We start from the raw sequence: 19059 nt of genomic DNA on the forward strand, positions 1-19059 counted from the left end.
TCCCGCCCCGGGTACCGCCCGGGGGCTCTGTGCCTCATGGAGGCGATCACGGTACAGCCCGTCCGGGCGTGGGACGACCTCGGGCCGGTTCAGATCCGCTGGGTGCCCACCACGTCCAGCAGCGCCAGTTTCCCGGCCGCGTCGGTGCCGGGTGCCGCCGTGTACAGGACGATGCGAAGGTCGCTGTCGGGAGCGTGGAGCACGTCGCAGTCCAGCAGCAGCGGCCCGACCCGGGGGTGGTCGACCGTCTTGGCGGCCGTCGTGTGCGACCCGACCGCATGGGCGTCCCACAGTCCGGCGAAGCGGGGGCTGGACTCGTGCAGCGCGGCGACGAGGCCGCGCAGCCGCGGGTCGGCGGGGTAGCGCGCGGTGGCCGACCGCAGATCGGCGACCGTCGCCGCCTCGAAACGGGCGGCCTGTTCCGCGGTGTGCCGCACCCGCGTGGCCGGCCCCGGCTCCACCTCCGCCCCCGGCCCCCGTCCCGCGAAGTGCTGCCACAGCACGTTGCGTTCCCGGCCGCGCAGCGGTGACGGGTCGCCCATCAGCGCGGCGAACAGCGGGTTCCACCGCAGCAGTGTCCACGCCGCGTCGTACACGCTGACGGGGGTGCCGGGCATCTGCGTCAGCAAGCGCCGTACGCCGGGTGGCACCTGGTCCGGCATGCGGCCGTCGGCGGGAAGGGGGCGGCCCGCCAGCCGGAACAGGTGGCGCCGCTCGTCGTCCGAGAGCCGCAGCGCACGTGCCAGGGCGGTGACGACCTGCGTGGAGGGCGAGGTGGCCCGGCCCTGCTCCAGCCGTATGACGTAGTCCACCGACATGCCCGCCAGCGCGGCGAGTTCCTCGCGGCGCAGCCCGGCCGCTCTGCGCCCCCGGCCGAGGGGCAGCCCGGAGTCGGCCGGGTCGGCGCGGTCCCGCCACCGGCGCAGCGCCCGGCCCAGGTCGTTGCCGCAGCTGACGGTTCTCGGGCAGTCTCCCGCCGGTGCGTCCATGCCCTGCGCCCCTACCGGATCCGCCCCGACGCCCCGGCCGAGGCGGAGCCGCTGTTCGAGGTGCACCGGCGCGAGCGCGGTGAGGAGGTGGCCCGCGCGATCCGTGCCGACCGCGGGCTCGGGGCGGCGGACGGCCTCGTCTTCCGCTTCGACCGCGCCCTGTTCACCACCAGCTACCCGGCGCACCACCTGACGGCGCAGGCCGCGGTGCAGGGCCGGGCACTCCAGATGGCGGATCGGCTCTTCCGCGCGTACTTCACGGACGGGCTCCACATCGCCGGTCCCGGGGTCCTGGCCCGGCTGGCGGCCCAGGTGGGGGTCCGTCAGGAGCCCGACCTGACCGCGTGGCTGGACGCCGAACTGGCCAGCACCGGCGAGCTGGGCAGCGACACCGGCCCGGTCCTGTTCGTGGACGGCGTCCGGCTGGCGCACCCCGAGCCGAGCGAGGACCAACTGCTGGCGGGCCTGCGGGAAGCCTCCCGGAGAGGCCGGAACAGGCACTGAGGAGGGGCGGTTCGGCATGGCAAGATGGAACGGCCGCGAAGGTCGGGCCGGTTGCGGCCGGGTGCGGTGCCCGGCGGCGGGACGAGGAGGGGTGCACGGTGAGCAGTCTCAGCAAGGGGCTCAGCAAGGTGGAGGTCACCCTCAAGTGGGATCCCAGCCCGATGGGGGAGCCGGATCACGATCTCGACATCGTGGCCGCCACCTACACCGCCGACGACCCCTACGGCGCGCCCGGCTACCTGGTCCACTTCGACAGCCGCTCGCCCGACGGCACCATCACGCTCAACCGCGACAGCAGGACAGGGCAGGGCTTCGGTTCCGACGAGGTGATGACCCTCGAACTCGACCGGCTCGCGGAGACCTACGTCCGGGTCGTCGTCGGCGTGGCCATCCAGCAGGGGGAGGGGCGCAAGACCTTCGGCCAGATCGCCAACACCGCGGTGCGGGTCTGCGAGGGGTACGAGGAGCTGGCCGGCAACGACTTCTCCGGCGTCCCGCAGGCCACCGCGGCCACGGTCGCGGAGTTCGTGCGCGGCGAGTCGGGGGAGTGGCACCACAAGGTGGTGCTGCGTGGTTACGAGGGCACCCCCGAGGACTTCACCGCGCGGATGGGCCTCCCGGAGCAGCGCCCGGCCTGACCGGGCCGGGCCGACAGCGTGCGGGCGGTGCCGGTCCGCTGACCGGCACCGCCCGTGGCCGCGCCCGGACGGCGGGAGGCTACAGCTCCTTGATCCGGACGTTCCGGAAGGAGACCACGTCGCCGGTGCCGTGGACCTGGAGGCCCACGTACCCCGAGGCGTAGCGCCGCCCGTCCGTGCCCGGGTCGTCGTCCCGCGGCGGTGCGAAGACCTGACCGCCCCTGTTCTCGAACTCGTTGATCAGCCTGCCGTTGCGGTGGATCTCGTAGTGCTGGCCGATCACCCGGATTTCGTAGTCGTTCCAGGTGCCCTTCGGGGTGACGCCGGCGCCGGCGAGCCCCACCCGGTCGAACCCGTAGACGGAGCCCGTCTTGTACATGTCGCCGTCCGGGCGGTCCAGGATCTGCAGCTCGTGGCCGTACTTGATGGCCACCCACTCCGGGCGCGGCTCCTCCGGGTGGTCGTGGACGTCGGGGAAGCGGACGAACACACCGCTGTTGGCCCGGCCCCCGCCCGGCGCGTCGTCACGGAACTGCAGCTTCAGCGAGAAGTCCCCGTACCGGCGCTTCGGGTACCACAGCATGCCCATGCCCTCGACGCTCTTGTCGCTGGTCATGGTGCCGTCGCCGTTGAGCCCGAACGCGCCGCCGCCGGCCTGCTCCCACGCGGCGAAGGACTCCTCGCTGCCGTCGAACAGATCGCGGTAGCCGGTGTGCTGGCCCGGGGTGCCGATGCCCGAGCGCTTGGCGGCCCGGTTGATCAGCTTCTGCTCGCGGGGCACCAGCACGCCGTCCTCGGCCAGCCGCTCGGTGACGCCCCGCACGTGCTTGAGGAAGAGCGCCTGCGAGGTCCACTCCCGCTCGTCCTCGATCAGCTCGTTGACGGTGCAGCGCCGCTGGGTCATCCGGTTGGGGACGCCGGTGTCGACGGTGCCGACGATGACCGTCTCCCGCTCGTCGTACTCGGGGCAGTCCGGCGAGGGCACCCCGCCGCCCGCGACGATGCGGAAGGAGAGCTTCTGCGGCTCCGCGGTGTTCCCCGCCTTGTCCGTCGCCCGGTAGGCGACCGTGTGGTGCCCGGCCCGGTCCAGGACGAGCGGCTCGGTGTAGGCCAGATAGGGGCCGCCGTCGAGCGTGTACTCGGTCCTGTCCACACCGGACTTGTCGTCCGTGGCGGTCAGCGTGACCGTGGCCTTGCCCAGGAAGTGGCCATCGGCGTTCTTCCTGCCCTCGGCCCTGCCCTCCACCGTCGGCGGCGTGGTGTCGGTGTCCGGCGGCCGGACGACGGTGAAGGTCGCCGCCTTCTCTCCGGCCGCGTTCCCCGCCTTGTCCCTGGCGCGGTACCGGACGGTGTGCTCCCCCTCGTCTGTGACCGTCAACGGCGCGGTGTACGGCTGGAACGCGCCCCCGTCGAGGGCGTACTCGACGGTGTCCACGCCCGACCCCGCGTCCGAGGCGGTCACGGTGACCGTCGCCGTGCCCAGGTAGTTGCCGTCGGCGTCCTTCTCGCCCGCGACCGTGGCCGAGGTCTCGGGCGGCGTGGTGTCCTCGCCCGGGCCGCCGCCGGTCACCACGAGCGTGCCCTGCATCTGCTGGTGCCCCGGAATGGTGCAGTGGTACTTGTAGGTGCCCGGGGTCAGGGTGACCCGCGCCGTGTGCTTGCCCCCCTTCGCGTCACCGGGGGAGGCCAGGATGTTGAGGTCCACGTCCTGGTTGTAGTCCGGGTCCGAGGTGACGAAGGTGAGGGTGTGCGCCATGCCGGAGGTGTTGCCGGTGGCCGCGCTGTTCTCGAAGACGATCGTCGCCTCGCCCGCCACGGCCGTGGCAGGTGCCGAGGCGTACTTGGTCATGTCGTCGTCGGCCGTCCAGGTCAGCACCTGGGCGGCCCTCGCGCTGTCCCGTCCGGCCGGGGCCGGGCTCGGGACAGGACCGCCCCGGCCCCACGCCGTGGCCGAGGTCAGTCCGAGCACCATCAGCAGCGCCGCCAGCACGGCGGTCAGCACTCTGCGCCGCTCCCGGCGTGCTCTCACCTCCCGGGGACTCATCGGCCCGCTCCCTTCCGCAGCTCAGGTTCGGCCATGTCACCGGGCAGCGGCGTGGGCGCGCCGCCCTTGTAAGTGATGCGCCACAGCGCTGACTTGGCGTCGGAGGTGAAGAAGCCGCGTCCGTAGTCGAGGACGTAGAGCGCGCCGTCGGGGCCGAACTTCCAGTCCATGAGGTTGCGGATGCCGCCCTCGCCCACGGGCACGATCTGATCCAGGCTCTCCGCGTGGACCGGCAGCGCCCCGGGCTTGTCGCCCTCGGGCATCACCAGCGCGTGCCGCGGCTGCTCCCCGTCGTACAGGTCGCCCACGAACCACTTGCCGTCCCAGTAGGAGGGCCATCTGCCCTTGCCGTCCTCGCCGTTGCCGTCGCCACCGCCGTCGTAGCGGTAGAGCGGACCGTTCATCGCCGCCTGACCGCCGCCCTTGAGCCAGGAGAGTGTGAGCTTCTGCTCGTCGAGCTTGTAGCTGGGCACGCCGTCCGCGTTCCGCGGGAAGTCCGGGCCACCGCCCTGCGGCGCGTACCAGATGTTGTTGGGCCGCGCCGCGGGGATGTTCACCAGGCCGTCGTTGTTGGGCGACTCGTTCCTGAGGTGGTCGCAGTCGTACCAGCCCAGCGGCTTGCCCGGATCAGGCAGATTGCGGTCGCGATAGGGCTGGTTGTTGCCCATGCAGTACGGCCAGCCCTGGTTGCCCGCGCTGGTGATCCTGGCGAACGTGTCGTACTTCGCCGGCCCCCAGGTGGGGCTCGGCTCACCCGCGTCGGGGCCGACCCAGCCCGCGTACAGCGTGTCGGTCTTCTTGTCCACGGCGATCCGCGCGGGGTTGCGCACGCCCATCACATAGATCTCACCCCGTGTCTTGCCGCCGCCCTCGTCGGTCTCCTTCCCGGTGAACAGATTCCCCTCGGGCAGCGTGTAGGTGCCGTCGTCCTCCGGGTGGATGCGCAGGATCTTGCCGTTGAGGTTGTTGGTGTTGCCCGCCGTGCGGCGCGCGTCCGCGAACGAGACGCCCTTGAAGGCGGGCTCCGGGTTGTTGCCCGAGTAGCCGTCGCTGAACCGGGAGGAGTTGTTGTCGCCGGTGGCGATGTACAGGTTCTCCTTGGAGTCCCACGCCATGCCGCCGCCCGCGTGGCAGCAGCTGTGGATCTGCACCGGCCAGGAGAGCAGGACCTTCTCCGAGCCCAGGTCCAGCCTGCCGGTCTCCTCGTCCAGGGTGAAGCGGGAGACCCGGCGCTTGGCCATGTGCGTGTCCCGGTCGATCTCGCTGTGCGGCGTGTAGTGGAGGTAGACCCAGCCGTTGTCGGCGAAGTCGGGATCCAGCTCGATGCCGAGCAGACCCTCCTCGTTCTTGACCAGCTCGTCGCCGCCGCCCTTGTTGCCGAAGACGGTCAGCTCGCCCGCGAGGGTGACCTTCTGGGTCCTCGGATCCCAGATGTGCACCTGGCCCTTGCCGTTGCCGATGTCCGGGTCGTCCCAGTCGGTGACCACCGGCTGGGACGCGTCCGCGCCGCCCCGGCCGATGTAGAGGACCCGGCCGTCCGGCGCCGTGACCAGCCCGTGCGGCTCGCCGATCTGGTCGGCCCGGCCCGGCTGGTTCGGCTTCGTCAGCCGCTTCGCCTCGTAGTTGGCCGAGATGGCGGCCTGGCAGTCGGCGCGTGCCAGCCGCGTCGTCCACAGCAGGGCGCCGCGCAGATGGGTGCGGAAGTCGGTCTCCTGGTAGCTGGCGGCGGTGCCGCCCATGGCGGTGTAGAACGAGCGGCCCCCGTCGTAGTCGCGGCACCAGGAGACCGGGTGGTCCCAGCTGCCCGCGTCCTGTCCGGGGTCGTAGCTGTTGGTGCGGACCCGGGCGACGGTGTGGACCTTCCCGGAGGGGTTGTCCTTCCAGTTCAGCCACTTGTCCAGGCGCTTCCACGCGACCGGCAGCTCCTTGGTCGCCGGGTGCTGCCGGTCGCCGGCCTCCACCACGGCCCGCTGCGCCTTCTCGGGGCTGTGCGCGGCCGGGCGGGCGCCGATCAGCCCGGTGAACCACTCCGAGTACGGCTCGGCGCGCGCCGCGTCGTGGACGCCGAGGAACCCGCCGCCCGCCTCCATGAAGCTCTCCAGCCCGGCCTCCTGCTCCGGGTCGAGCACGTCCCCGTCCCCGGTGAGGAAGACGACGGCGTTGAAGCGGCCCAGCCGCTTCGCCTTCGTGAAGACGGCCGGGTCGTCGGTGGCCTGGATGGTGAAGTGCTCGCGCGCCGGGCCCTCCCGCCCGATCCTCTCGATGGCCTCGATGGCGGCGTCGACGGTGGGGGACTCCTGGCCGGTCGCTCCGTGGAAGACCAGGACGCGCACGTCCTCGCCGCCCGGCGGACTCGGCAGGGCCGGCTTCTGCGCGGGTGTGCCGGGCGGCGGTCCGGCGAGCGCGGGGCCGCCGAGCAGACCGGCGGCCAGGGCGCCCGCCAGCAGTGCGGCGATCCTTCTCCGCCGGGGTCTCGCCCGTTTTGGGTGTGGTTGGTGCCGCATGGGTTGTCCACCCCTCTTCGGTCACAGAAACGTGGCAGAAGCTAGACCCCTTTCGGTGCTTCGCCAAGGGCTATGACCACAACTCGACGAACTTTGTCCCGGGTGTGGATAAACCCCCGTCGCGGCGCTACGGTCCCGAAGGCTGATCCGTTCAACTCGCCTCACGCACCGCTCCATTGGCCTGCCGCCCGGGGGAGAACGAGAACGATGACCGGAAACCGTGACGCCCATACCCGACGTGACTTCAGCAGGCGGCTCCTGGCGGGCGGCGCCGTCGCGGCCGTCAGCGGCACCGCACTCACGGCCGCCGCCGGGCCGACGCGGGCGGCACCGGCCGCCACGGGCCAGGTGCGCCGCGCGGGCAAGGGCGGCGCGACCCGCAGGGTCACGATGTACGCCGAGAAGCTCCCCGACGGGCAGATGGGATACGGCCTGGAGAAGGGCAAGGCCACGGTCCCCGGTCCGCTCATCGAGCTGATCGAGGGCGACACGCTCCACATCGAGTTCGAGAACACCATGGACGTGGCCGCCAGCCTCCACCCGCACGGGGTGGACTACGACATCGCCAACGACGGCACCAGGATGAGCGGCAGCCACGTCGAGCCCGGCGGCAAGCGGACCTACACCTGGCGCACCCACGCCCCCGGCCGCCGCAAGGACGGCACCTGGCGCCCCGGCAGCGCCGGCTACTGGCACTACCACGACCACGTCGTCGGCACCGAGCACGGCACGGGAGGCATCCGCAACGGCCTGTACGGGCCCCTCGTCGTGCGCCGGGAAGGCGACATCCTGCCCGACCCCGACCGGCAGTTCACCATCGTCTTCAACGACATGACCACCAACAACCGCGCCAAGGGGCCGGACTTCAGGGCGACGGTCGGCGACCGCGTCGAGATCATCATGATCACGCACGGCGAGTACTACCACACCTTCCACCTGCACGGTCACCGCTGGGCCGACAACCGCACCGGGCTCCTGGAGGGCCCCGAGGACACCAGCCGGGTCATCGACAACAAGATCACCGGCCCGGCCGACTCCTTCGGCTTCCAGTTCCTCGCGGGCGAGGGCGTGGGGGCGGGTGCGTGGATGTACCACTGCCACGTCCAGAGCCACTCCGACATGGGGATGGCGGGCATGCTGCTGATCGCCAGACCCGACGGAACCGTCCCGGGCCACGACGGACACCACTGAGGCCGCACCGGTGCGGTCGGTCGCCTCTGTGAGCTGGGTCTCTTCCAGCCGGCAGGGCGCCGTGGTACCTTAGTGATGTTGCAGTTTTGGTACCCATTGACTTGTGCGCGCCTGAGCTTCGTGGCTTGGGCGCGTTCTGTTTATCCGGAGCCTTTCTGGATGGGGGTCATGACGGCGACGCGGAGCCCACGCGGTGTGCGGCTCCCAGCCACCCTGAAGGAGAAGAAGATGGCATCCGGCACTGTGAAGTGGTTCAACGCGGAAAAGGGCTTCGGTTTCATCGAGCAGGACGGCGGCGGCGCCGACGTCTTCGCCCACTACTCGAACATCGCCGCCCAGGGCTTCCGCGAGCTCCACGAGGGCCAGAAGGTCAACTTCGACGTCACGCAGGGCCAGAAGGGCCCCCAGGCGGAGAACATCACCCCCGCCTGATCGCTTGACGCGTCGTACCACCGCCGGGGCCCGCACCACTGAGGTGCGGGCCCCGGTGCCGTTCCACGGCACCCGGCACCCGGCAGCCGGCGCCTGGCCCCGGGGCATCCGTGCGCCTGCCCATGCGCGTCTGTCCGCGCGCCCGTCCGCCCCGTCCACGCGCCCGTACCCGGGCGCTCAGGGCAGCATCCAGGACAGGGCGTGCGACTGGAGCAGCACCAGCAGGCAGATCGCGAGCAGCAGGAGCAGGCTCCAGGCGACGGCCTTGCGGAAGAGCACCGCCTCCTTGCCGAGCAGGCCCACGGCCGTCGCCGCGATCGTCAGGTTCTGCGGGCTGATCATCTTGCCCACCACGCCGCCCGAGGTGTTGGCGGCGACCAGCAGTGTCGGGTCCAGACCGGCCTTGCCCGCCGCCGTCTGCTGGAGGGTGGCGAACAGGGCGTTGGCCGAGGTGTCGGAGCCGGTCACGGCGGTACCCAGCCAGCCCAGCAGCGGGGAGAGGAAGGCGAAGGCGGCGCCCGCGCCCGCGATCCACGTCCCGATCGTGATCGTCTGGCCGGACAGGTTCATCACATACGCCAGCGCCAGTACCGAACCGACCGTCAGCAGCGCCCACCGCAGGGTCAGCACCGTGCGCCCGAACTCCCGTACGGCATCCACCGGCCGGACCCGGTGGGCGGCGGCCACCAGCAGGCCGCACAGCAGCAGGAGCGAGCCGGGCGAGGAGAGCCAGGGGAAGACGTAGGCCGTGGTGGACGACGGCTTGCCGGCCGCCGTGAGCACCTCGCCGTCGAGCCCCGGCCACCGGACGGTGACGTCGCTGCCGGCGAGGAACTCCTTGGCCGGTTCCCACAGCTTGGCGACCGCGAAGACGGTGATGACGACGAGGTAGGGGACGAACGCCAGCACGATCCGGGAGCCGGTCAGCGGCGCGGCACCCGCCGCGCCCGCCGTCGCGCGGATGCTCGTCGCGCCGCCGCGTGCGGTGTCGCCGCCTGAAGTGCCGTCGCCTGGCGTACCGGCGCGTGCCGTGTCGTCGTCCGTCTCCCGCTGCTCCAGCCGCTCCCGCCCGGCCGCCCGTCGCAGGTCCTCCCGTACGCGCTCCCCGTCGCCCGGCTGCCATACGCGCAGGAAACCGACGACGGCGGCCAGCGCGACCAGGGCGGCGATGATGTCGGTCAGCTCGACGGACAGGTAGTTCGCGCTCACGAACTGGGCCACGGCGAACGCCCCGCCGCACACCAGCGCGACGGGCCACGTCTGCCGTATCCCGCGCACCCCGTCGACCAGCGCCACCAGCAGCAGCGGCACGAACAGCGCGAGCAGCGGCGTCTGGCGGCCCACATACGCGCCGATGTCCTCGGGGGCGATACCGGTGAGGCTGCCCGCCGTGATGATCGGCGTCGCGATGGCACCGAACGCCACCGGCGCGGTGTTGGCCACCAGCACCGTGACGGCGGCCCGTACGGGGGAGAAGCCCAGCGCCGTCAGCATCACCCCGGTGATCGCCACGGGGGCCCCGAACCCGGCCAGCGCCTCCAGCAGCGCGCCGAAGCAGAAGGCGATGATCAGCGCCTGGACGCGCGGGTCGCCGCTGACCAGGTTGAACGCGCCCCGCAGGTCGGCGAACCGGCCGCTGGTGACGGTCAGTTGGTGCACCCACAGCGCGGCGAGCACGATCCACATGATCGGGAACAGCCCGAACGCCGCGCCCTCCGTCCCCGCGAGCAGCGCGAGGTCCACGGGCATGCCGTACGCCCACACCGCCACCACGACGGAGGTGCCCAGGGCCGCGAGCCCCGCCCAGTGCGCCTTCAGCCGCAGGCCGCCCAGCAGGACGAAGAGCGTCAGCAGGGGCAGTGCTCCCACCAGTGCGGACAGCGCGAGGCTGTCGGCCACGGGGGACAGGTCCGGCCGGTACATGTGCGTCCCTCACCCTCGCCCTCGACGGGCTGTCCACGACGCGAACTGATCGTTCCGCAAGGCTGATCGCGTGGCGGCCCGCTGTCCAGGGGTCCGGCACGACGGGCCGGGGCCGGAAGACGAGGCGGCTCCGGTCCGACGGGCCGGGACCGGACGACGGGCCGGGTCCGGCATGATGGGCCCATGTCCCGACGCAAGGGTCCCTCCCGGGGACGCCGCTCCACCGCTGCCGCCGCCCCCCCCGGCCCGCCGCCCCCGCCGCGCAGGCCCCGTGCCCGTGCGGGCGCGGCACGGCGTACGCGGAGTGCTGCGGGCGGTTCCACCGGGGCGAGGCGGTGCCCGCCGTCCCCGAGGAGCTGATGCGGTCCCGCTACACCGCCTTCGCGGTGGGCGACGCGGCCTACCTGTCGCGGACGTGGCATCCCGGCACCCGACCCGCGCGGCTCGACCTGGCGGACGGGCCCCGCTGGACCGGCCTGGAGATCCTCGCCACCTCGGGTGGCAGCGCCTTCCACGACGAGGGCACCGTGACCTTCCGCGCCCACTGGGTGGGGGCCGACGGTGAGCGCGGGGTGCAGGAGGAGTGCAGCAGGTTCGTCCGGGTCCAGGGAGTGTGGGTCTACCTCGACGGTTCCGTGACCTGACGACGCGTCCGGCGCCCCGGGGTCCCGACACACGTGGCCGCGGGTCGAGTGCGGCACCAGCGGGGTCCGGAAGACTGGCGTCCTCCGCGAACCGCTGCGGCGGCACTCCCAGGGAGGCACCGATGAACGACGCCCCGGGCACGCCCGACTCCATCGGCCCGGCCGACCCCGTCGGCCCGACCAGCCCGACCAGCCCGGTCGGCCCCACCGGTCGCGGGCGCGCGGACCGCCTCACCACTCGGCGCGCGGCGACGCCGGACCACCGCGCCACCGCCGTGCGCGCCGGGACCGGCCGGTACGAGCACGAGCCGAGCGTACCGACCGGTCGGTCCGTCGCGACGCCCAGCACCGGGGCCGGCCCCGGACGGACCCGGGGCCGTGCCCGCTCCTACGCCGTGCTCGGCGGCGGCCCCGCCGGGCTGGAGGCGGCACGGGCCCTGGCCGCGCTCGGCCACCGCGTCGACCTCTTCGAGGCGCGGGACGAGCTGGGAGGGCAGTTCCGCCTGGCCCGGCAGGTCCCCGGAAAGGAGGACTTCGGCGCCGCGGTCCGCTCCCGCGCGGCCCGGCTCGACCACCTCGGCGTCCGCGTCCACCTGGGACGACGCCTCGGTCTCGGTGACGTGGCGCTGCTGCGGCGCTTCGACGGTGCCGTCCTGGCCACCGGCGTTCAGCCCCGGCTGCCCGACATCCCCGGCTGGCCCCTCCTGCACACCCTCACCTACCCCGAGGCATTCGCCCAGCCCCAGACCCTCGGCGAGCGGGTCGTCCTCCTCGGCTCAGGCGGCATCGCCCTCGACCTCGCGCACCTGCTGACCGGGCACAGCGGCCTCGTGGCCACGGGGCAGCGCCTGGCGGCCCGCGGGCCGCGCGAGGGCGCCCCGCCTCCCGCACCACCGGGACGGCGCCCGCACCGGCTCACCCTGGTGCGGCGCGGTCCCCGAGCCGGTGCCGTCCCGGGAGCCGTCTCCGGCGCCGGCACCCCCTGGACCGTGCCGGCACGGCTGCGGGCGTGCGGGGTGGAGACGGTGACCGGCGTCTCGTACCGGGAGATCACCCGGGAAGGCGTGGTGGTGCGCGCGGCGGACGGCGCCGAGCGGCTGATCCCCGCCGACTCGGTCGTCTTCGCCACCGGGCAGGAGAGCGAGCGCGCGGCGGAGCCTGCCCTGCGGGCCGCCGGCATCCCCTACGCAACCGTGGGCGGCGCGCGGGACGCGGACGGCCTCACCGCCGCCCGCGCCACCGGGGAAGCCCGGCGCGCGGCCCACCGCCTCGGAGCCTGACCCCCGGTCCGCCGCGGCGGCGCCCCGACAACCGCGGGGCCGTTTCGTCAGGCCGGCGCGCCCGCCGTGCTCCTGGACCCCGTCGGCTCCTCCGCGTCCTCCAGGACCCGGAACTCCAGCCCCGCGCGGGCCAGCCGGGCGGTGAGGGCCTCGCCCATCGCGACGGCGGGGGTGACCTGGCCGGAGGTGGGCGGCAGGTCGTCATGGGCCAGGCACAGCGCGCTCTCGGCGAGGATCCTGGACGTCTCGTCGTACCCGGGGTCGCCGCCCGTCACCTCGGTGACGACCCGGCGCCCGCCGCCCCGGCCGACGAAGCGCACCTGGAACCAGCTGCGGGCCCGCCGCTGCTCGTCCGGGCCCTCGCCCGAGGCCAGTCGTGCCGAGAGGCGGCGGCGCAGGGCCGGCAGTTGGGCGGCGGCGAACAGGCCGCCCATCGCGGCGAGGGCGCCGACGGCCATCGGAAGGTGGGGGAGGGCCGCGTAGTGCCGGAAGGTGAAGTCGGGCCCGTACCGCTCCAGAGCGGCGGCGGAACGGCCCACGATCTGCTGGTCGAGCAGGGGCAGCGGCACCGCCCACACGCCCAGCTCGTCCTCGCGGCGCACCCGGCCCACCGGCGTCCGGACCCTGCGGAGCGCGGGGCGCGGGTCCGCGGCGCGACGGGCCTTGGCCACCCGGACCATGCGGTTGGCGCGGGAGAAGGCGAGCAGCGTGCTGGCGAGCGTGCCGCCGGAGGGGGCGGCCTGGGTGCGGACGAACGCGTCCACGCTCAGCGGCACGTCCTCGGGGAGCTGTTCCACGGTGAAGCGGACGCCCAGGTCGTGCGGCACCGAGTCGAAGCCGCACGCGTGCACGAGCCGGGCCCCGGTCTCCCGCGCGCGGGAGTGGTGCCGCAGATACATCAGGTCCACGAACTCCGGCTCACCCGACAGGTCCAGGTAGTCCGTCCCCGCCTCGGCGCACGCGGCCACCAGCCGGGTGCCGTAGAGGATGTAGGGGCCGACGGTGCTGGCCACCACGCGGGAGCGGGCGGCGAGGCGGGCCAGGGAAGGGCCGTCACCGGCGTCGGCCGTCACCAACGGGACGTCGGCGGCGCGGGGATGGACGGCGGCCAGCTTCTCGCGTACGGCCTCCAGCTTGGCGAGGTCCCGCCCGGCCAGCGCCCAGCGGCACTCCGCGGGAGCGTGCGCGGCCAGGTGACGGACCGTCAACTGCCCGGTGAATCCGGTGGCTCCGAACAGGACGACGTCGAACTCGCGCGACCCGCGCTCCGGTGCAACAGCGTTCACAACAACCCTCCCGCCGACAGCCGTTACCGGTCGGTCACGGCCAGGTCCTCATTTCAGCAGACGTGACATCCGGCGGTCGGCCAGGGGCTTGCCCCCGGTCTGGCAGGTGGGGCAGTACTCCAGCGTCGAGTCGCGGAAGGAGACGGAACGCACGGTGTCCCCGCACACCGGGCAGGGCTCGCCCGCGCGGCCGTGCACCCGCAGGCCGAGCCGCTTGCCCGCCTTCAGCTCGGCCGCCGACAGCCCGCGTGCCCGCTCCACGGCACCGTTGAGCGTCTCGTGCAGCGCCGTGTGAAGGGCGGTGACCTCCTCCTCGGACAGATCGGCGGCCAGTTTGAACGGCGACATCCGCGCGGCGTGCAGGATCTCGTCCGAGTAGGCGTTGCCGATCCCGGAGACGACCGACTGGTCCCGCAACAGCCCCTTGAGCTGCTGGCGGCGGCCCGCCAGCAGGGCCGCGAGCGCCTCGCGGTCGAAGGCGGGGGAGAGGGGGTCGGGACCCAGCCGCGCGATGCCGGGCACCTCTTGCGGATCCCGCACCACGTGGACGGCGAGCCTCTTCTGGGTGCCGGCTTCGGTCAGGTCGAAGCCCTCGCCGGGCCTGCCTTCCCCCGACCCGCCACCGGCCGGCTTGCCTTCGCCCGACCCGCCGCCGCCCGGACGCCCGCCGTCCGGTGCGCCGGCGCCCGGGGCGTCGGCCAGTTCGAGCCGGAGCGCGAGCGGCCCCTTGCCGGGACGGGGAGGCGCGGTGGGCAGCGCGTCCTGCCACCGCAGCCACCCCGCCCTGGCGAGGTGGACGATCAGATGCAGCTCGTCCCGCGGCGCTTCGCCGCCGTTCCGGTCGTCCCGCGGCGCTTCGCCGCCCAGCCGGATGTCGAGGAACTTCCCGTGCCGCCGCACCCCGGTGACAGTCCGGCCCTCGACGGCCTGCACGGGCGGGTCGTACGTCTTGAGCACGCTGACCGCGACCGGCAGCACGCGCGCGACGGTGCGGCCGGTCATCCGCTCGGCCAGAAAGCCCGTGAGCGCCTCGACCTCGGGAAGTTCGGGCATGGTGTGCCTCCAGCGGCGGTCCGGTGGGGGCCTCGGGCCGGCCGGTACGCGACCGGCCCGGCCGGCCTCAGACCAGCTTGGCCTCGTGGGTGATGGTGGTGCCCTTGAGCGCCTGGCTGACCGGGCAGTTCCGGGCGGCGTCCTCGGCGGCCGAGGCGAACGCGGCCTGGTCGATGCCCGGCACCTCACCCTCCACGGTCAGGTGGATGCCGGTGATGCCGGTGCCCGGCTGGAAGTCCACGGCGGCCTTGGTGGTCAGCTTGGTGGGAGGGGTGCCCGCCTTGGTGAGGCCGTTGGAGAGCGCCATCGAGAAGCAGCTGGAGTGTGCGGCGGCGATCAGCTCCTCGGGGCTGGTCCGGCCACCCGGCTCCTCCGCGCGGGCCGCCCACGAGACGGGGTACTCGCCGATGCCGGAGGAGTCGAAGGTGACGGCGCCCGCCCCTTCCGTCAGGTTGCCGTTCCAGACCGTGTGGGCGGTGCGTGTGGTGGCCATGGTGGTCCCTCTCCGTAACGTCGATGACGTCGGTGACGTCGTGCCAACGGGCGCGGGCGCACATCCGGTGCCGCGGGGGCACGGGACGGCGCGCCTACGCGCAAGTGTCGCAGTACCCGATCCTGCGCCTTCACCACGCCTCCCGCACCTCCCGACGCGCCGGTCACGCGGTGCGACAACTTCCGTACGCCTCACGCCAGCTGCGGCGGTACGGTGTGACGCCCGGCGGGTATCAAGGAGTAATCAGCCTCCTTCGGAGAGTGAATTGAGAGTGGGTGGCGCACCGTATGATCAAGGGCATCGATGTCTCCTCGTACCAGCCGGCGGACTACAGCACGCGAGGCATCGAATTCGTCTTCATCAAGCTGACCGAGGGCACGTCCTACACCAACCCCAAGTGGGTCAAGCAGCGCAAGACCGCCCGTGACGCGGGCCTGGTCACCGGGTTCTACCACTTCGTGCGGTCGGGCAGCATGAAGAAGCAGGCCGACTACTTCCTCTCGAAGATCGACCTCGTCGCCGGTGACATGCTCGCGCTGGACTGGGAGGACCCGAAGGTCAGCAACGAGGACAAGGACGACTGGATCAAGTACGTGCAGGACAAGGCCCCCAAACACAAGGTCCTGCTGTACTGCAACGTCGACTTCTGGCTCAACCGCGACAAGACCTCGTTCGCCGGCGACGGCCTGTGGATCGCGCACTACAACGGGAAGCCGGGGGAGCCCGGCGTCAAGCACCGCTGGCGCTTCCACCAGTACACCAGCGACCCCATCGACACGAATCTCGGCGAGTTCGACAGCCGCAAGGCGCTCCGCGCCTGGGCGGGCGGTGGCAAGGAAGGCTGAGCGCGGCGGGGCGGGGCCGCCCGCCGGGGCCGCCCCGGAGCCACGACGGGGCCGCACCGGGGTTCCCGGCGGTCCCGCACCGGGGTGGCCGAGGGTCCCGCCCGGAAGCACGGGCAGATACGCTCCCGTGCATGCCGGAAGCCAACTCGCCCTCGTCCTCCTCCCCCCACGTCAGCACGGAAGACCGCGCCCGCGCCGACGCCCCGGCCACCGCACCGGGCGGCGGCGCGTCCGGAGCGCACGAGGCGCCCGGCCCGGACGAAGCGCGTCAGGAACACGGTCCGGACGAAGCGCGCCAGGAACGCGTCCCGCACGAAGCGCGCCAGGAACGCGTCCCGCACGAGGCGCGTGAGGCGCACGAAATACGTGAGGCGCATGAGCTGCGCGAGGTGCACCAGCCGCCTGAGGCGCATGAGCCGTACGCGCACGGGGACGAGGAGGGCCGGCCGTCGCTGACGCCCCGGCAGGCGCGGCGCGTACGCATAGTCCTGTCCGCCGTCGTCATGCTCGCCGTCGCCGTGGCCCTGGTCATCCGTCTGGGTTCGGCCCCATCGGTCCTCACCGTCGGCTTCTACGGCGTCGCACTGATCCTGTCGGGCACCGCCATCGCCCTCAGCCGACGCGGCCGCACCCGGGTGGCGACGGCCGTGCTGGCACTCGGTTTCGTCCTCGTCGTGTTCGGCGAGTGGCTGCTGGGGTTCTCGGCCGGGCCCTGAGAACCCTGGCCCTGGGAATCTCTGACCCTGGCAACGTCCGGCCCTGAGGACTCCGCGGCCCCGGAGGCCGTCAGGTCCACTCGGTGGGGTCGCCCCCCACGGGACCCGGCATGCGCGCCCAGTCGCGGGGACTGCGCGCGGCGTCCGGGGCCACCTCCGTGCCACCTCCGCCCCCGCCACGGGGACCTGCCGCAGCCGCCGCACCCGCAGCCGCCGCACCCGCCGACTCCGGCGGGCCGAAACCAACCGGGGGCAGCGCGTACCGCAGCCGTCCCAGCGGGCTGTCGGCCTCGGCCAGCCACGGCTTCCGGTCCAGCGGCGGCTGTTCGTCCGCCTCCTCCTCGGCCTCGTCCGCGCCGGTCCCCGCGTCCGCGCCGGAACCGGGCCCACGGGGCAGGTCGTACAGCAGCCAGTGGGCCGTCCGCGCCAGCGAGAGCCGTACCAGCCGGGAGCCCGCCGTACCGGTGCGCTGTTCGGTGAGGGCGCGCAGCAGACCCGCGGCGAGCAGATAGCCGGTGCCGTGATCCAGCGCCTGGACGGGCAACTGGCCGGGCACCAGATCCGGCGAGCGGCCGGCGCCGCCCGCGCCGTCCGCCGCCTCCAGGCACGCGATGCCGGTCGCCGCCTGCACCAGGCTGTCGAAGCCCCGCCGACGGTGCCAGGGCCCGCCCGCGCCCCACGCGCTGAGCTGGCCCACCACCAGGCCCGGCCGGCGGTCCATCAGCGACTCGGGCGCCAGCCCGAACCGGTCCAGCGCCCCGGGCCGGTAGCCGGTCACCACCACGTGCGCGGAGGCCAGCAGTTCCTCGAAGGTGGCCTGTCCGGCGCGGCTGGACAGGTCCAGCAGCGTGGAGCGCTTGCCCAGGCCGGTGTCGGCGTGCGTGTCCAGGAACTCCGGCCGCTCCGGCGCGTCGATCCGCAGCACGTCGGCGCCGAGCAGCGCCAGGGTGCGGGTGGCGACCGGGCCGGCGAGCACCCGGGTGAGGTCCAGGACGCGCAGGCCCCGCAGCCCGCCGGGTCCCGGCGGCCCGTCCAGTGCCGGTGTCGGGGCCGCGTCCAGCCTGCTGACCGTCACCAGCGGGGCGGCGGCGACCGCCTGGCGCTGCGGGTGCGCGGCCCACTCCTGCGGCGTACGGACGACGACGGCCAGGCCGCCCTCCCGGTACACGGTCTCCTCGACGTCGTGTGCCCGGCGGCCCGCCAGTTCGGTCGCCACCCGGCCCGCGGCCGCCTCGTCCTCGGCCGGACCGTGGTCGGGCATGCCCAGCGCGGACAGCAGGCGGGCCCGGTGGTGCGGGTAGTTGGCGTGGGTGCGCACCCAGCCGTCGGCCGTACGCCAGAACCGGGACAGCGGGGCGAAAGTGACCGGCGCACGGCCGTCGATGCGCACCAGCCGGTCGCTGTGGAAAGCGGTGGCCACGGCGCCGTCGTCCACCCGTACCGGCGGCAGCAGCGCACTGCGGGCCCGGACGCAGGAGAACTCGGCCGCCGCCAGCGAGCAGGCGGTCACCGCCGAGGAGGCCAGCTCCAGCACCGGCAGCGCGGACGGGAGGAGGCCGGGGCGCCGCTCGCGCGAGACCCGGGCCAGCAGCGCCGGATCGCCGCCGAGCGCCGCCCACGCCTGTGCGGTGCCGGACCGCCCCTGTGCGGTCTCGGTCTGCGCCTGTGCGGTGCCGGTCTGCGCCCGTGCCGGGCCGGACCGCGCCTGGACCGTGTCCGACCGCGCCTCGTCCGCACGGGATCGCGGCTCGGTCGTACCGGGCCCGGCCTCGGTGCTGCCGGATCGCGTCGCGGCAGTCCCGGGCCGGTTCGCCCGGTCGGCGGTCGACGGTGGGCCGGAGTGCTCGTGGCCCGGTCCTGGCGAACCGTACGCGTCACCGGACGACTCGCCCGGGGCGAACCCGGTCTCGAACGTCCCGCCGCCGCTCGTGGAGTCGCGCGCGGCGCCGTCCCGCGCGGACGCGGGCTTTCCCGCCGCTGAAAATCGATCCATAGCGCGCATTTTCGCACCGGGGGCGCCGGACCCGGTGACGGCGGGGCTGTGGCGGGCTTAGGTTACGGCGGCCGGTCGGGGACGGCCGGACTGTCGACCGGGTGCCGTCAGACGGTCGGCACGGTGCCCTCGGACCGTCGGCCGGGTGTCCTCGGACCGTCGGCATGGTGCGGCCCGGAGCGTCCGATCGGCGCCTGGGCCAGGGACCGTCCAGGAGGGAGAGCACGTCCGGACGGGGGATGCGGTTCCCGCCCGGGGAGCCGTGAGGAGACGTGAGGAGAGGGGAGAAACGTGGGGGCGATGCGGCGAACATGGGCGACGGTGCTGTGCGGTGCGGCCGCGCTGTGGGTCGTCCCGGCGGACGTGTCCGCGGCGGCCGGGCCGGCCCGGCGGCGACGCGGACCGGGGCGGCGGGGGCCGAGGCGATGGAGGCCGAGGTGCCGCGGACCGCGGTGACACGGACCGCGGTGACACGGACCGAGGCGCGAGCGAAGGCGGGGGCCGAGCCACGGGCGGAGGAGGCG

General features: G+C 73.7%; 15 protein-coding genes and 1 pseudogene. 8 read left to right on the plus strand and 8 right to left on the minus strand.

All coding sequences use genetic code 11. The features are described from left to right. Window positions 1–89: 89 nt before the first annotated feature. Window positions 90–989: a helix-turn-helix transcriptional regulator gene (locus FM076_RS27475; RefSeq protein ID WP_173875055.1), complete on the minus strand. Its 900-nt coding sequence runs from the start codon at window positions 987–989 to the stop codon at window positions 90–92. 3 nt (window positions 990–992) lie between these two features. Here FM076_RS27475 and FM076_RS27480 point away from each other — a divergent pair, with 3 nt between their 5' ends. After that, window positions 993–1493 (plus strand): DsbA family protein, encoded by a 501-nt coding sequence (locus FM076_RS27480; RefSeq protein WP_173875056.1) that lies wholly within the window; start codon window positions 993–995, stop codon window positions 1491–1493. A 98-nt stretch (window positions 1494–1591) separates the two neighbouring features. After that, the gene (locus FM076_RS27485) at window positions 1592–2131 is read left to right on the plus strand and encodes a TerD family protein (protein WP_173873561.1); all 540 of its coding nucleotides are present in this window, start codon (window positions 1592–1594) and stop codon (window positions 2129–2131) included. 79 nt (window positions 2132–2210) lie between these two features. Here FM076_RS27485 and FM076_RS27490 read toward each other — a convergent pair whose 3' ends face one another. Then, the gene (locus FM076_RS27490) at window positions 2211–4175 is read right to left on the minus strand and encodes an OmpL47-type beta-barrel domain-containing protein (protein WP_173873562.1); all 1965 of its coding nucleotides are present in this window, start codon (window positions 4173–4175) and stop codon (window positions 2211–2213) included. Next, on the minus strand, window positions 4172–6679 hold the full coding sequence (locus FM076_RS27495; protein ID WP_173873563.1) for a ThuA domain-containing protein: 2508 nt from the start codon (window positions 6677–6679) through the stop codon (window positions 4172–4174). Before FM076_RS27495 ends, FM076_RS27490 begins: the two co-directional genes overlap by 4 nt. A 207-nt stretch (window positions 6680–6886) precedes the next feature. Here FM076_RS27495 and FM076_RS27500 point away from each other — a divergent pair, with 207 nt between their 5' ends. Next, window positions 6887–7870 carry a multicopper oxidase domain-containing protein gene (locus FM076_RS27500; RefSeq protein ID WP_173873564.1) on the plus strand — a complete coding sequence of 328 codons (984 nt, stop codon included), beginning with the start codon at window positions 6887–6889 and terminating at the stop codon, window positions 7868–7870. 228 nt (window positions 7871–8098) lie between these two features. After that, window positions 8099–8302, plus strand: coding sequence for a cold-shock protein (locus FM076_RS27505; protein ID WP_173873565.1), 204 nt, complete (start codon window positions 8099–8101; stop codon window positions 8300–8302). Window positions 8303–8479: 177 nt separating this feature from the next. On the opposite strand, the gene FM076_RS27510 is transcribed toward FM076_RS27505, so the two are convergent. Continuing rightward, entirely contained in the window at window positions 8480–10225 is a 1746-nt protein-coding gene (locus FM076_RS27510) for an L-lactate permease (protein WP_173873566.1), read from the minus strand. A 236-nt stretch (window positions 10226–10461) separates the two neighbouring features. Here FM076_RS27510 and FM076_RS27515 point away from each other — a divergent pair. Both FM076_RS27515 and FM076_RS27520 read left to right on the plus strand, forming a co-directional pair. Then, a pseudogene (locus FM076_RS27515) lies at window positions 10462–10869 on the plus strand (YchJ family protein); the annotation flags it as partial. 122 nt (window positions 10870–10991) lie between these two features. Then, entirely contained in the window at window positions 10992–12149 is a 1158-nt protein-coding gene (locus FM076_RS27520) for an FAD-dependent oxidoreductase (RefSeq protein WP_173873567.1), read from the plus strand. 47 nt (window positions 12150–12196) lie between these two features. Here the strand turns inward: FM076_RS27520 and FM076_RS27525 are convergent, their stop codons facing one another. The 3 genes from FM076_RS27525 to FM076_RS27535 all read right to left on the minus strand — a co-directional run bounded on the left by FM076_RS27525 (window position 12197) and on the right by FM076_RS27535 (window position 14981). After that, window positions 12197–13435: a saccharopine dehydrogenase NADP-binding domain-containing protein gene (locus FM076_RS27525; RefSeq protein ID WP_173873568.1), complete on the minus strand. Its 1239-nt coding sequence runs from the start codon at window positions 13433–13435 to the stop codon at window positions 12197–12199. Between the two features lie 48 nt (window positions 13436–13483). Next, window positions 13484–14488: an Fpg/Nei family DNA glycosylase gene (locus FM076_RS27530; protein WP_173873569.1), complete on the minus strand. Its 1005-nt coding sequence runs from the start codon at window positions 14486–14488 to the stop codon at window positions 13484–13486. A 67-nt stretch (window positions 14489–14555) separates the two neighbouring features. Beyond that, the gene (locus FM076_RS27535) at window positions 14556–14981 is read right to left on the minus strand and encodes an OsmC family peroxiredoxin (protein WP_173873570.1); all 426 of its coding nucleotides are present in this window, start codon (window positions 14979–14981) and stop codon (window positions 14556–14558) included. 287 nt (window positions 14982–15268) lie between these two features. Here FM076_RS27535 and FM076_RS27540 point away from each other — a divergent pair, with 287 nt between their 5' ends. Together FM076_RS27540 and FM076_RS27545 are read left to right on the plus strand one after the other, a co-directional pair. Next, the gene (locus FM076_RS27540; protein WP_173875057.1) at window positions 15269–15826 is read left to right on the plus strand and encodes a glycoside hydrolase family 25 protein; all 558 of its coding nucleotides are present in this window, start codon (window positions 15269–15271) and stop codon (window positions 15824–15826) included. A gap of 131 nt (window positions 15827–15957) precedes the next feature. Further along, window positions 15958–16542, plus strand: a complete 585-nt coding sequence (locus FM076_RS27545) for a hypothetical protein (protein ID WP_173873571.1) — start codon at window positions 15958–15960, stop codon at window positions 16540–16542. Window positions 16543–16612: 70 nt separating this feature from the next. Here FM076_RS27545 and FM076_RS27550 read toward each other — a convergent pair whose 3' ends face one another. Next, a complete protein-coding gene (locus tag FM076_RS27550) occupies window positions 16613–18544 on the minus strand; it encodes a CoA transferase (protein WP_428815063.1) in 1932 nt (643 codons plus the stop codon). Window positions 18545–19059: the final 515 nt, after the last annotated feature.

It is taken from the genome of Streptomyces albus subsp. chlorinus (assembly GCF_013302895.1).
Classification (GTDB): domain Bacteria; phylum Actinomycetota; class Actinomycetes; order Streptomycetales; family Streptomycetaceae; genus Streptomyces; species Streptomyces chlorinus.

What these genes read in the sequence shown, in the direction of transcription:
- FM076_RS27475 (WP_173875055.1), bottom strand. Translation starts at nt 989, where the DNA reads ATGGACGCACCGGCGGGAGACTGCCCGAGAACCGTCAGCTGCGGCAAC.
- FM076_RS27490 (WP_173873562.1), bottom strand. Translation starts at nt 4,175, where the DNA reads ATGAGTCCCCGGGAGGTGAGAGCACGCCGGGAGCGGCGCAGAGTGCTG.
- FM076_RS27495 (WP_173873563.1), bottom strand. Translation starts at nt 6,679, where the DNA reads ATGCGGCACCAACCACACCCAAAACGGGCGAGACCCCGGCGGAGAAGG.
- FM076_RS27500 (WP_173873564.1), top strand. Translation starts at nt 6,887, where the DNA reads ATGACCGGAAACCGTGACGCCCATACCCGACGTGACTTCAGCAGGCGG.
- FM076_RS27505 (WP_173873565.1), top strand. Translation starts at nt 8,099, where the DNA reads ATGGCATCCGGCACTGTGAAGTGGTTCAACGCGGAAAAGGGCTTCGGT.
- FM076_RS27510 (WP_173873566.1), bottom strand. Translation starts at nt 10,225, where the DNA reads ATGTACCGGCCGGACCTGTCCCCCGTGGCCGACAGCCTCGCGCTGTCC.
- FM076_RS27520 (WP_173873567.1), top strand. Translation starts at nt 10,992, where the DNA reads ATGAACGACGCCCCGGGCACGCCCGACTCCATCGGCCCGGCCGACCCC.
- FM076_RS27530 (WP_173873569.1), bottom strand. Translation starts at nt 14,488, where the DNA reads ATGCCCGAACTTCCCGAGGTCGAGGCGCTCACGGGCTTTCTGGCCGAG.
- FM076_RS27535 (WP_173873570.1), bottom strand. Translation starts at nt 14,981, where the DNA reads ATGGCCACCACACGCACCGCCCACACGGTCTGGAACGGCAACCTGACG.
- FM076_RS27540 (WP_173875057.1), top strand. Translation starts at nt 15,269, where the DNA reads ATGATCAAGGGCATCGATGTCTCCTCGTACCAGCCGGCGGACTACAGC.
- FM076_RS27545 (WP_173873571.1), top strand. Translation starts at nt 15,958, where the DNA reads ATGCCGGAAGCCAACTCGCCCTCGTCCTCCTCCCCCCACGTCAGCACG.
- FM076_RS27550 (WP_428815063.1), bottom strand. Translation starts at nt 18,544, where the DNA reads ATGCGCGCTATGGATCGATTTTCAGCGGCGGGAAAGCCCGCGTCCGCG.